The sequence below is a fragment of the Clostridium pabulibutyricum genome (genome assembly GCF_058242705.1).
The window spans coordinates 96,167-109,006 of record NZ_JBZAYZ010000007.1 but is presented as its reverse complement, the minus strand read 5'-3'; the positions used below and the strand labels follow the sequence as shown (position 1 = coordinate 109,006).

12 protein-coding genes and 1 riboswitch are annotated in these 12,840 nt (G+C 35.2%); all 12 genes read right to left on the bottom strand.

The window, feature by feature from the left end:
• Positions 1–15 precede the first annotated feature (15 nt).
• Entirely contained in the window at positions 16–1,470 is a 1,455-nt protein-coding gene (guaB, locus tag AC4CVH_RS09305) for an IMP dehydrogenase (protein WP_490787482.1), read from the bottom strand.
• Between the two features lie 112 nt (positions 1,471–1,582).
• A riboswitch (purine riboswitch) is annotated at positions 1,583–1,680 on the bottom strand.
• Between the two features lie 188 nt (positions 1,681–1,868).
• Positions 1,869–3,500, bottom strand: a complete 1,632-nt coding sequence (gene groL / locus AC4CVH_RS09300) for a chaperonin GroEL (RefSeq protein WP_490787481.1) — start codon at positions 3,498–3,500, stop codon at positions 1,869–1,871.
• A 46-nt stretch (positions 3,501–3,546) separates the two neighbouring features.
• Positions 3,547–3,834, bottom strand: coding sequence for a co-chaperone GroES (gene groES, locus AC4CVH_RS09295; protein ID WP_490787480.1), 288 nt, complete (start codon positions 3,832–3,834; stop codon positions 3,547–3,549).
• Between the two features lie 242 nt (positions 3,835–4,076).
• Positions 4,077–4,793: a TVP38/TMEM64 family protein gene (locus AC4CVH_RS09290; RefSeq protein ID WP_490787479.1), complete on the bottom strand. Its 717-nt coding sequence runs from the start codon at positions 4,791–4,793 to the stop codon at positions 4,077–4,079.
• 143 nt (positions 4,794–4,936) lie between these two features.
• Positions 4,937–6,424: a 4Fe-4S dicluster domain-containing protein gene (locus AC4CVH_RS09285; RefSeq protein WP_490787478.1), complete on the bottom strand. Its 1,488-nt coding sequence runs from the start codon at positions 6,422–6,424 to the stop codon at positions 4,937–4,939.
• A 282-nt stretch (positions 6,425–6,706) separates the two neighbouring features.
• The gene (locus tag AC4CVH_RS09280; protein WP_490787477.1) at positions 6,707–6,991 is read right to left on the bottom strand and encodes a hypothetical protein; all 285 of its coding nucleotides are present in this window, start codon (positions 6,989–6,991) and stop codon (positions 6,707–6,709) included.
• Between the two features lie 73 nt (positions 6,992–7,064).
• Positions 7,065–7,241: an aspartyl-phosphate phosphatase Spo0E family protein gene (locus AC4CVH_RS09275; RefSeq protein WP_490787476.1), complete on the bottom strand. Its 177-nt coding sequence runs from the start codon at positions 7,239–7,241 to the stop codon at positions 7,065–7,067.
• Positions 7,242–7,461: 220 nt separating this feature from the next.
• Positions 7,462–8,370, bottom strand: coding sequence for a DNA-3-methyladenine glycosylase family protein (locus AC4CVH_RS09270; protein ID WP_490787475.1), 909 nt, complete (start codon positions 8,368–8,370; stop codon positions 7,462–7,464).
• Between the two features lie 77 nt (positions 8,371–8,447).
• A complete protein-coding gene (gltA, locus tag AC4CVH_RS09265; protein WP_490787474.1) occupies positions 8,448–9,839 on the bottom strand; it encodes an NADPH-dependent glutamate synthase in 1,392 nt (463 codons plus the stop codon).
• Positions 9,839–10,729, bottom strand: coding sequence for a sulfide/dihydroorotate dehydrogenase-like FAD/NAD-binding protein (locus AC4CVH_RS09260; protein ID WP_490787473.1), 891 nt, complete (start codon positions 10,727–10,729; stop codon positions 9,839–9,841). The genes gltA and AC4CVH_RS09260 overlap by 1 nt, the downstream gene beginning before the upstream one ends.
• Before the next feature lie 179 nt (positions 10,730–10,908).
• A complete protein-coding gene (locus AC4CVH_RS09255; RefSeq protein WP_490787472.1) occupies positions 10,909–11,757 on the bottom strand; it encodes a 3-hydroxybutyryl-CoA dehydrogenase in 849 nt (282 codons plus the stop codon).
• A 71-nt stretch (positions 11,758–11,828) separates the two neighbouring features.
• Positions 11,829–12,830, bottom strand: coding sequence for an electron transfer flavoprotein subunit alpha/FixB family protein (locus tag AC4CVH_RS09250; protein WP_490787553.1), 1,002 nt, complete (start codon positions 12,828–12,830; stop codon positions 11,829–11,831).
• Positions 12,831–12,840 lie beyond the last annotated feature (10 nt).

Sequence of the window (12,840 nt, the reverse complement as noted above, 5' to 3'; positions counted from 1 at the left end):
AACAAATTGCAATATTTACTGCCTTACACTATAGTTTGGAGCTTCTTTCGTCATGGATATATCATGAGGATGACTTTCTCTAAGACCTGCAGATGATTGAACTACAAAAGTCGATTTTTCATACAAATCCTTCAAAGTAGGAGCACCAAGATATCCCATCCCGGAACGTATTCCTCCCATCAGCTGGAATATAGTATCTGCAACATATCCTTTGTATGGAACTCTTCCTTCAACTCCTTCTGGGACAAGCTTCTTGTTTCCTTCCTGGAAGTACCTGTCCTTGCTTCCGTTTGCCATGGCTGAAAGTGATCCCATCCCTCTATAAACCTTGTAAGTTCTGCCTTTATATATTTCAGTTTCTCCAGGTGCTTCTTCACATCCGGCAAACATTGATCCCATCATTGTAACTTTTGCTCCTGCAGCAAGTGCTTTTACAATATCTCCAGAATATTTTATTCCACCATCAGCTATAACTGGAACTCCATATTTGTTGGCTTCCTCCACACAATCCATTACTGCTGTAAGCTGTGGTACACCAACTCCGGCAACTACTCTCGTAGTACATATTGAACCAGGCCCAATTCCAACTTTCACTGCATCTGCCCCTGACAGAATTAAATCTCTAGTTGCTTCAGCTGTTGCAATATTTCCTGCAACTATCTGCAGTTCAGGATATTTTTCTTTTATAGCTTTTACAGCATCAAGAACCCCTTTTGAATGTCCATGTGCCGTATCCACTGTAATTACGTCAACTCCAGCATGAACAAGTTGGGATACTCTTTCCATCATGTCTTGAGTTACTCCAACTGCTGCTCCGCAGAGAAGTCTTCCCTTTTCGTCTTTTGCACTATTAGGGAATTTTTTTACTTTTTCTATGTCTTTCAAAGTTATAAGTCCACATAAATTATTATCTGAATCAACAAGCGGAAGTTTTTCTATCTTATATTTTTTAAGTATTTCCTTAGCCTGTTCAATTGTTGTATCTTCTGGAGCAGTTATAAGTTTCTCCTTTGTCATTACTTCAGAAACTTTTTTTGTATAATCATCTTCAAATACAGTATCTCTGTTTGTTATTATGCCTATAAGCTTTCTATCTGTAGTAATAGGTACACCGGATATTCTATATTTGCTCATTAAAGAAAGTGCTTCTTCTATGGTACTTTCAGGAGAAAGATAGAAGGGATTTGTTATTACTCCGTTTTCCTGTCTCTTTACCTTGTCTACTTCACTTGCCTGCTGTTCTATAGTCATGTTCTTATGTATTATCCCTATACCGCCTTCTCTTGCCATAGCTATTGCCATTTTAGAATCAGTAACAGTATCCATGCTCGCACTCATGATAGGGATGTTGAGTTTTATCTTTTTTGTAAGATTTGTTTTTAATGAAACTTCTCTCGGTAAAATTTCTGATTTATTAGGTACTAAGAGAACATCATCAAAAGTATAAGCTTGTTTTGAAATTTTTGCCAATTAAAATCACTCCTATAACTTGAATTTTTATCTTCTATCTAGCTTTTGACTGCATAAGTATTTTTATCAAAAAAATCATATTAATCCACTATAGAGTGAAATTAATATGATTGTATCATAACAACTTACTCATAGTCGGAAATTCATGGTTTCCGGTAGATACTTCCTGCCACATCCAGGGGATATACGAGCTGAATAAAAGATTATATTTAATTTTTTATAAAATTTGATATTTTTCTATCTGTCCTACTTACTATTTACACTATTTTATTCAATTATAGCATCTTTGTCAATGCAATATTTACAAACATCCAAATAAAAATATAAAATAAAACTGCTGTAAAATTTAATTTTACAGCAGTTTATATAAAACCCTACAAATTCTGTTAAATTTTATATTAGTACATTCCGCCCATTCCTGGTGCTCCAGGTGCTGCTGGTGCTGCTGGTGGATTTTTTTCTGGAAGATCTGCAACTGCAGCTTCTGTAGTCAAGAAAGTAGATGCTACTGATGCTGCATTCTGGAGAGCTGATCTTGTAACCTTTGTTGGATCTACAATTCCGTGCTCTACCATGTTTACATACTGATTTCTCAAAGCATCAAAACCTACCCCAGCTTCGCTCTTTCTAACTTTTTCTATAATTACCGAGCCTTCAAGTCCTGCATTTGCAGCTATCTGTCTTATTGGCTCTTCAAGTGATTTTCTTATTATATCAATACCAACTTTGATATCAGGTACATCTGAACTTAATTCTTCAATCTTTGGAATTACATTCAAATAAGCTGTTCCGCCACCTGGTACAAGTCCTTCTTCAACAGCTGCTTTTGTAGCTGCAAGAGCATCTTCTATTCTCATTTTTCTTTCTTTTAATTCTGTTTCAGTTGCTGCTCCAACTTTTATTACAGCTACTCCTCCTGCAAGCTTTGCAACCCTTTCCTGCAATTTTTCCTTATCAAAGTCGGATGTAGTTTCTTCCAACTGTTTTCTGATCTGATTTACTCTGTCGGAGATATCAGATTTCTGACCTTTTCCATTTACAATTGTAGTATTTTCTTTGGATATTTTAACACTTTCAGCTTTTCCAAGATCTTCTAATGAAACTTCTTTTATATCTCTTCCAAGTTCTTCAGATATTACTTTTCCACCTGTAAGAATTGCTATATCCTGAAGCATTTCTTTTCTTCTGTCTCCAAATCCAGGTGCTTTTACTGCGACGCATGTAAATGTTCCTCTCAATTTATTCACAACCAATGTTGCAAGAGCTTCGCCTTCAACATCCTCACTTATTATGAGAAGTTTCTTCCCCTGTTTTACTATCTGTTCAAGAAGTGGAAGTATTTCCTGTATGTTTGCTATCTTCTTGTCAGTTATAAGTATATATGGATCGTCAAGTACTGCTTCCATTTTATCTGAATCAGTCACCATATATGGGCTTAAATATCCTCTGTCAAACTGCATGCCTTCAACGACATCAAGTTCAGTACCCATTGATTTTGACTCTTCTACAGTTATGACTCCTTCATTTCCTACTTTTTCCATAGCGTCTGCTATTAATTTTCCTATTTCCTCATCAGAAGCAGATATGGATGCAATTCTTGCTATATCTTCCTTTCCACTTACCTCCTTGGAAATTTTCTTTATTTCTTCAACAGCCTTGTCTACAGCCTTCTTTATACCTTGTCTTAAAAGCATAGGGTTTGCTCCAGCTGTAACGTTCTTTAAACCTTCTCTTATTATTGCCTGAGCAAGTAATGTAGCTGTTGTAGTTCCGTCCCCTGCTACATCATTTGTCTTTGTAGAAACTTCCTTTACAAGCTGTGCTCCCATATTTTCATATGGATCCTCAAGCTCAATTTCCTTTGCTATAGTAACACCATCATTTGTTATAAGCGGTGAACCAAATTTTTTATCAAGTACCACATTTCTTCCCTTTGGTCCCAGTGTAACCTTTACTGTATTAGCCAGCTTGTTTACGCCTTCCTGCATAGCTCTTCTGGCTTCTTCACTAAATAAAATGCTCTTTGCCATAAAAAAAACCTCCTCACAACTTTTAAGTTATATAAATTATCTGATATTATTTTTCAATTACAGCTAAAATGTCATCCTGTCTCAGTATTGTATACTCTTGTCCGTCAAGTTTAACTTCATTTCCACCATATTTTGAGAAAAGAACTCTCTCTCCTACTTTAACTTCCATTTTAACTTCTTTTCCATCTACGATTCCACCTGTTCCAACTGCAACTATTTCAGCTTCCTGTGGTTTCTCCTTAGCAGTTCCTGGCAGAACTATTCCACTTTTTGTTGTTTCTTCTGCCTCTATTTTTTTTATAACGACTCTGTCTCCAAGTGGTCTAATTTTCATCAAAACCCCTCCTTAAAAATATTTTTAATTTATTTAAAATAATCTTTTAGCTTTTCTTGTTAGCACTCATTAATCTTGAGTGCTAATACAATTATTATAATAATAAATACTGTTTATATTTTCAAATTCTAATTTGAAACTTATACACTATTTATAGAGCAAATTGTTAAATATACTCTCATTAAATAAATATTTCTCTTAATTTCTATAAATTACACCGTATTAGTAAAATACTCAAAAACTCAAGATGATTTATTACGTATAATTCTGGATATTATATCATCACTTTTTATTACCCCAATTATAAATATGGACGTCATTATCACAGATATCAATATCAAGATGCCCTTATTTCCAGAATATACCTTTGAACCAAAATACGATGAAATCAATATGCCGGGAAGCCTCCCAAGCGTTGAATAAAATATAAAATTCTGCAGTTTTATTTTTGATATTCCACACATATAGGCAAGTATATCCTTTGGTATTCCAGGTATAAGATACAATATAAACACAATCACGTTTATATTTTTTGACTTTAATACCTTATTGAAAAGCTTAAAATCCTTCTTTGCCGTCATATTATCCACAAAAGACCTGCCGCACGCTTTTGAAACCAAATATACAATTATACTTCCTATAGTTATTCCAACACATGAAAGAATAGTCCCCCAAAATACACCATATATATATCCACCTGCAATCTGCACCAGCTCACCAGGTATAAAGAATGCAATTACCTGTACAGTCTGAATGAGGAGAAATACAATAATACTATATTTCCCATAAGACATAATAAGCAATCTCAAACTCTGTGGATTTTTTAAAATATAACTGTATTTAAAATAATATTCATACGCCGATGCAATAAAAAATATCATAATAATAAACAATATTATGTAAGTCCTGTATCTTTTTAAACATTTTTTTAATTTCTCAAATCCTGTCTTTATACTCATTTTAAAACACCCGATACAAGTTACTGTTATACGCAATCATTTACTATATTATCCAATAAACATTTATTTATACTGTAGCAGCATACAAATAAAGACGGCTGAATCTATAAAAATAAATTCAACCGCCTTTACAATACAACAAACTATCTTTCCATATCAACACATTTGAATTTTTCAAGGTTGTCATTTGACAATATAGTCTTTTTGGAAGATTGTTTCTTAAACTTTGCAAGCTGTGGTCTTGCTTTCATAAGAGAAGCCATAGTTGCGGCTCCCCCAATACATCCTCCATCGCACATCATTCCTTCTATAAAGTTTCCCTGAACTCTTCCAAGCTTTGCACTAACCATTGTCTTTTTTATTTCATCCTTGCCACTAACCTTTATAGGCTTGAATTCAATATTTATATCTTTTTCCTTAATGTAATCCTGTATCGCATCTGCAACTCCTCCACCTTGTGCAAAACCTCTTCCAAAAGCAGAAGCATCTTCAACAGAGTCATCTTCGCATTCTCCTGGATCTACAGAAAATGCACCAAAAATTCCTGCTATCTCCTCGAAGGTAAGTACATAATCCACATCACCCTTTATAGATTCCCTGTTTACTTCAACCTTTTTTGCAGTACAAGGTCCTATAAAAACAACTACTGCGTTTTCATTGTATTTTTTTATAAGTCTTGCCGTAGCTATCATAGGTGAAACCGTAGTTGACATTTTATCAACCAAAGCTGGAAATTGAACTTCTATATAATTCATGAATCCAGAACAGCATGAATTTGTCATGAACTTGTCCCCGTTATTAATTCTTTCAACAAACTCCTTGCTCTCACTTACTGTTACTGCATCCGCACCGCATGCTGCCTCAACCATGTCCTTAAATCCAACCTTTTTCAGTGCAGCCTTAACCTGTCCAACAGAAACTTTAGGACCAAACTGTCCTGTAATTGACGGTGCAACCACTGCATATACTTCCTTGCCTGCTGTAAGTTCTCTTGTAACATCTGCAATATAACTCAATTCCGATATGGCGCCAAATGGACATGCTGCCATACACGCACCACAGCTTATACACTTTGACTTCTCTATTTTCGCTTTTCTATCATGCTGATTTATTTCAAGTGCACCAGTTGGGCATGACCTTTTACATGGACGCATAACTTCGGCGATAGCATTGTATGGACATGCTTTTTTACACATTCCACATTCTCTGCACAAATCCTGATTTATATAGGATCTTCCATTAACTCTGGTAATAGCCTTTGCAGGACACACCTCCATACATTTATGCTGAATACATCCTCTACAAGCTTCAGTAACATTGTATCTATCTATAGGACATTGATCACAAGCCGAAGACAATACAAACATTACATGTGACTTGTCATCAATCCTTTTTAAATCCTCTATCGTATTGTCAGTTGGCAAAAATCCCGCCGAAAGAACAGCTCTTTCATAAACAACTGCACGCTCCTTATATACGCAGCATCTATATTCAGATTTGTCTCCTTTTATTATTTTATATGGGATTTTCTCAAGTTCCCCCTTTGTTAATTTATTATCTTTCGTAAGCTCAGCAACTTGCTCAAGAACCAAATATTTTAGTTTTTTTAGTGGGGTTTCAAAGGTTATCAATTTAATATCTCCCTCCTGTTATATAGATATAAATTTTTTTACAAACCAAAAATCACCAAATACAGTCATATTTCATTTATACCTTTACAAATTTTATTATAACAGATTATTATAGATAATGTAACAGTTTTAGAAACATTACGATAATTTTTTAACATGGTTAGACCTCGTACCAATGCTATTTTAGGTATTTCTATAATTAAAAATACCCCCACTTATAAAAAACTGTATTATAAAAAATGGAGGCTGTTCTAATAAAAATCCATATGTTTTTTTACATTGCTAAAATGACTGGATCTTATTTTCTATCTTGAACAACAAGAGCTCATACTTTCTTATTTCCCTTTCGTCTAGCTTTATTTCCTTCTTTATTCTTTGACATTCTTCAAACAATCTTGAACTCTCAGATTGAAATTCTTTTTTTAAATCGTAATTGTCTTCATAAATTTTATACTTGGTTTTATTTATTTGAAATGAATTTTCCATATGCCGTTTTTTTGTCTTTAACTTGTCTATCTTGTTTCTTATCTGCTTGCACCATGCATCAAGTATTTGAACTTCATTCATATATTATTTCACCTCAACCACCAATATAATTGTTATTATATTATATGATTTGGAATGAAATATTTTACAAAATTTAGGCTTGTCTATCATTTTTGGCAAATGTTTTATAGTATTTATTCAAAAATATATCAAGTTTCTGGCTAACATAGATTACTTCAGGATCAATCAAGTCACTTTTATCTTTAGTCAATCTGTCCAAATCACTTCTAAGCTTTTGTATCTCAGACAAAATTATCTTTACATCCGACATATTCTTCACCTTTCCCATAAAAATAAAATGTACACTAAATTAATATCATATTACTGGTAAGTCCATATTATACACTAAATTCTATTTAATTTCTACATATTTGTTCAAATCAAAAACCCCGGGTTTCCGGGGTATACTCATATATTTTATTACACATTCCTCGTAACTTTCAAGTAGCAATTTCATAGACATTCAATATTGAATAATCTAGCTTTGCCATCTAAACTTCTATATTGTTTTCTCTTGCATAATAGAACAAATATTGCTGTGCAAATCCCGAAAATTGACCAAACTTGTTTATCCCAAAATCCCTTATCTTTTTTAAAGATACATCAGGTGCAAGGTAAAAATGTGACATTGCTCTTTTAACCCATACGTCTACAGGAAATGCCGAATATTTCTGCATTGAAAACAACATTATGCAGTCAGCTACTTTAGGACCTATTCCCATAAATTTTTGAAGTTCCCTGTGACATTTGTCATCCTCCTGAGATTTAATCCACTCTATATCAAATTTTTCGTCATATTTTTCTTTTCCTTTAATACCGCTCCTGTATATCTTTTCGACTGTATCCTTTATGTATTTATTTCTAAACCCGGTACCACATTCCTTCAGTTCATCCATTTCTGCATCCTTCAATTCATCTATAGTCGGGAAGGCATAATACACTTCTCCATTGTATTCTATCTTTTTTCCCCACCTTGAACTTATGTTTTTTATGGCACGTTTTATCATAGGTATTCTATTGTTTGCAGATATTATAAAAGATATTATTAATTCAAAGGGATCTTGTTTTAAAAGTCTTATTCCACAGCCGAACTCTATTGATTTTTTTAATATTTCATCTTTTTTAAGTATTTCTTTTACTTCTCCATAATCCCTGTAAAAATCAAAATATTCCGCCCAAATATTTTTAAAGTCTTCCTCGTCTGTATTATATATAATTACATCGTTACCCTTTTTCTCCACTTCAATTACCTTTCCGAAGGCAACTCCTATGTAATTTCCATTACTTTGCTTTTCCCACCTGAAACACTGTCCGCAATCAAATATATGTGTAAGTTCAAAATTTTTAACGTCCTTTATCAACACGGCATTTTTTAAATTTTCTACATAACTGAAATCCATATTTCATCTCTCCTATTCTCTATATATTATACCCAATAATAAAAGTTGTGCACAATGTGCACAACTTTTGTTGGAATTTATTTTGACTGCAGATATTCGTCTATGGACTTTGCAGCTTTCTTTCCCGCACCCATGGCCAGTATAACGGTGGCTGCTCCAGTTACAGCATCTCCACCTGCATATATAGCTTCTCTCGAAGTCTTTCCAGTCTCTTCTTCTGCAACTATACATCTTCTCTTGTTTACATCCAATCCTTTTGTAGTAGAAGATATAAGCGGATTAGGAGACGTACCAAGTGCCATTATTACAGTATCTGTATCAATATCAAATTCCGATCCCTTTATTTCAACCGGTCTTCTTCTTCCAGATGCATCAGGTTCACCAAGTTCCATTCTTATGCACTTTATCGACTTTACCCATCCTTTGTCATCACCAATTATCGAAACTGGATTTGTCAGGAGTTCAAACTTGATTCCCTCCTGCTGTGCATGATGTACTTCTTCTGCTCTTGCAGGTATCTCCTCTGCAGATCGTCTGTACACAACATGTACTTCAGCTCCAAGTCTAAGCGCTGTTCTTGCGGCATCCATTGCAACATTTCCTCCACCTACAACAACAACTTTCTCGCCAACCTTTATAGGGGTATCATAATCAGATTTAAAAGCCTTCATGAGATTGCTTCTTGTCAAAAATTCATTTGCCGAGAACACACCATTAAGGTTTTCACCAGGTATTCCCATAAATCTTGGAAGCCCTGCTCCAGAGCCTATAAATACAGCATCAAAGCCCTCTTCATTCAAAAGCTGATCTATAGTTATAGTTCTCCCTACAATTACATCCGTATCTATCTCAACACCAAGTTTTCTTACATTTTCAACTTCATGTTCAACTACAGTGTCTTTAGGAAGTCTAAACTCTGGAATTCCATATACAAGAACTCCACCTGCCTTGTGTAATGCTTCAAAAATCGTAACCTTATAACCAAGCTTTGCAAGATCACCTGCACATGTAAGTCCCGAAGGTCCACTTCCTATTACAGCAACCTTTTTACCATTTTCAGGTTTTCTTTCTGAAAGATCAACATTGTTCTTTCTAGACCAGTCTGCAACAAATCTCTCAAGTTTTCCAATTGCAATAGGCTCTCCTTTTATTCCAAGAACACACTTTCCTTCACACTGGCTCTCCTGAGGACACACTCTTCCACAGACTGCAGGAAGTGCACTTGATTCTGCTATTATCTTTGCTGCCTGTTCGAAATTTTTATTTTTAACCTGCTCGATGAACTTAGGTATACTTATTGAAACCGGACATTTTCCAACACACATAGGCTTTTTGCAGTTGAGACACCTTGATGCTTCAATTACTGCTTCTTCCTCTGTGTATCCAAGGCATACTTCTTCAAAATTAGTAGCCCTTACCTTTGGATCCTGTTCTCTTATAGGCGTCCTTTTCATTCTATCTACAGCCATTACTTGTCACCTCCGCACTGGCAGCCTTTTCTATGAAATGTATCTCCCTCTTCTGCCTTTAAAATCTTTCTTCCTTCTTCAGTTTTGTACATTGTCTGTCTTCTCATTGCCTCGTCAAAGTTTACAAGGTGTCCGTCAAACTCCGGTCCGTCAACACAGGCAAATCTGACTTCTCCACCTACTGTAACCCTGCAGGCACCACACATTCCTGTTCCATCAACCATTATAGGATTTAAACTTACTATTGTTTTTATGTCATATTTCTTTGTGAGTTGCGACATAAACTTCATCATGATCATAGGTCCTATAACAACTGCATGATTGTATTCCTTATGTTCTTTCTCGATAAGCTCCTTGAGTTTATCAGTAACAAATCCTTTATATCCATAACTTCCATCATCAGTAGCTATATACAAGTTACCTGCAACGGATTTTAATTCATCTTCAAACAACAAATAGTCCTTGGACTTACATCCTACAATAACATCCGCCTTTATTCCATGCTTACTTAGCCATTTAACCTGCGGATAAACAGGTGCCGTTCCAACACCACCTGCTACAAATATAATATTTTTCTTCTCAAGTTCTTCCTGATTCTCCTGTGTCAAGTCTGATGGCTGACCAAGCGGTCCGACAAAATCATTAAAGTATTGTCCTACTTCATATTTTGCCATTTCTTTCGTTGATTCTCCAAGCGTCTGAAAAACTATCTTTACTGTTCCCTTATTTTCATCATAATCACAAATAGTGAGAGGTATTCTCTCTCCTTTTTCATCCATTATGACTATGACAAATTGTCCTGGGAGACAGGATTTAGCTACTCTAGGTGCTTCTATATCCATAGAGAATATATTAGGCGCAAGAGATTTTTTGTCTACAATTTTGTACATTATATTCACCCCATTTGTAAAACTTGTAAAAACCTATAGAGCCTACATTGATTTCAACATAAGCTTTTATAATTATATCACATTGACTCCTTAAATGCACTTTACTAAAAATCTTAATAACAAAAAAGAAAATGCCAAAACACGAGGTTTCAACATTCTCTTTATAATTATACTTTCAACTATTTTGTATAATCAAAAAATCCTTTTTTGCTCTTTCTTCCAAGCCATCCTGCTCTTACATATTTTCTAAGAAGCGAGTGAGCCCTGTACTTTGAATCTCCTGTTTCATTATATAATACATCCATTATAGCAAGACATACATCAAGACCTATAAGATCTCCAAGAGCCAAAGGTCCCATTGGATGATTTGCTCCAAGTTTCATCGCCTTGTCTATATCCTCTGCGGAAGCTATACCCTCTGCATATATTCCTACTGCTTCGTTTATCATTGGTATAAGTATTCTGTTTACAACAAATCCAGGAGCTTCTGCTACTTCAACAGGATCTTTTCCTATTGAAACTGACAATTCCTTTACTGCTTCAAAAGTTTCCTGTGAAGTAGCCATACCTCTTATTACCTCAACAAGCTTCATTACAGGTGCCGGATTGAAAAAATGCATTCCTATAACCTTGTCCGGTCTATTTGTAGCAGCTGCTATTTCTGTTATTGAAAGTGAAGAAGTATTTGATGCAAGTATTGTTTCTGGCTTGCATATTTTATCCAAGTCTCCAAATATCTGTTTTTTGATGTTCATGTTCTCAACTGCTGCTTCAACTACCAAATCGCAATCAGCTGCCTTTTCAAGGTCAACTGTTCCACTTATTCTGGAAGTTATAGCATCAGCATCAGCCTGTGACATCTTTCCTTTTGCAACTCTTTTGTCAAGGCCCTTTTTTATTCCTGAAATTCCTCTTTCAACAAATTCATCTTTTATATCTCTTATTACTACTTCACAACCTTTTGCTGCAAAAGCCTGAGCTATTCCAGATCCCATTGTGCCTGCTCCAAGAACGCATACTTTTTTCATGTGTATTTCCTCCCTTAATTAATTGTATTTATTTAAAAATTAAATCTATATATAGAATATAATTCTTCTAATTAATTCAAGGCTTTAATCTGTTCTACAAGTTCAGGAACAACTTTAGTGTAATCTCCAACAATAGCAAGATCTGCCACTTTCATTATTGCTGCATCTTCGTCTTTGTTTATAGCAAGTATATATCCACTATCCTGCATACCTGCAAGATGCTGCAGCGCTCCAGATATTCCACACGCTATGTAAAGTGTTGGTCTTACTGTTTTTCCTGTCTGTCCAACCTGATATGCCTTGTCTATCCATCCATTATCGACTGCTGCACGTGAGCCTCCAAGGCTTCCTTCAAGCAAATCAGCCAACTCTTTAAGAACTTTAAATCCTTCTTTGCTTCCAAGACCTCTTCCACCAGAGACAATTACCTTTGCTTCTCCAATGTCAACTGCATCTTTGGCAAGCTTAACTACATCCTGTACCTGTACCTTAATGTCTTCTTTACTTATATCTGCTTTTATTTTTTCTACAGTTCCAGCTTTAACTGAACCTTTTTCTATTTTCTCAAACACGCCCGGTCTTACTGTAGACATCTGAGGTCTGTGATCACCACATACTATAGTTGCCATAAGATTTCCACCAAAAGCCGGTCTTGTCATCATCAAATTATTAGTATCTTTGTCTATATCAAGTCCCGTACAATCAGCTGTAAGTCCTGTAATAAGCCTTGCAGCCAATCTTGGGCCCAAATCTCTTCCTATAAAAGTCGCACCTATAAGTACAACTTCTGGTTTTCTATCATTTACAAGGTCTGCAATTACCTTTGTATATCCATCAGTAGTGTAATGCTTCAAGAGAGGACTATCGGCATATAATACTTTGTCTGCTCCATATTCCGTAAGCTCTTTTGCAATACCATCTATATCGCTCCCAAGAAGTACTGCAGTAAGTTCTACATTCAACTTGTCTGCAAGTTCCCTTCCTTTTCCAAGCAATTCAAGAGCTACCTTTTGAAGCTCTCCATCTCTCTGTTCAGCAAATACCCATACGCCTTTGTAATCTGCTATATTCATCATAAATCCC

Excerpts from the sequence above, each read along its gene's own strand:
- groL (WP_490787481.1), bottom strand. The coding sequence starts at position 3,500 with ATGGCAAAGAGCATTTTATTTAGTGAAGAAGCCAGAAGAGCTATGCAG.
- AC4CVH_RS09260 (WP_490787473.1), bottom strand. The coding sequence starts at position 10,729 with ATGTACAAAATTGTAGACAAAAAATCTCTTGCGCCTAATATATTCTCT.
- AC4CVH_RS09280 (WP_490787477.1), bottom strand. The coding sequence starts at position 6,991 with ATGAATGAAGTTCAAATACTTGATGCATGGTGCAAGCAGATAAGAAAC.
- AC4CVH_RS09255 (WP_490787472.1), bottom strand. The coding sequence starts at position 11,757 with ATGAAAAAAGTATGCGTTCTTGGAGCAGGCACAATGGGATCTGGAATA.
- groES (WP_490787480.1), bottom strand. The coding sequence starts at position 3,834 with ATGAAAATTAGACCACTTGGAGACAGAGTCGTTATAAAAAAAATAGAG.
- AC4CVH_RS09250 (WP_490787553.1), bottom strand. The coding sequence starts at position 12,830 with ATGAATATAGCAGATTACAAAGGCGTATGGGTATTTGCTGAACAGAGA.
- AC4CVH_RS09270 (WP_490787475.1), bottom strand. The coding sequence starts at position 8,370 with ATGGATTTCAGTTATGTAGAAAATTTAAAAAATGCCGTGTTGATAAAG.
- AC4CVH_RS09275 (WP_490787476.1), bottom strand. The coding sequence starts at position 7,241 with ATGTCGGATGTAAAGATAATTTTGTCTGAGATACAAAAGCTTAGAAGT.
- AC4CVH_RS09290 (WP_490787479.1), bottom strand. The coding sequence starts at position 4,793 with ATGAGTATAAAGACAGGATTTGAGAAATTAAAAAAATGTTTAAAAAGA.
- gltA (WP_490787474.1), bottom strand. The coding sequence starts at position 9,839 with ATGGCTGTAGATAGAATGAAAAGGACGCCTATAAGAGAACAGGATCCA.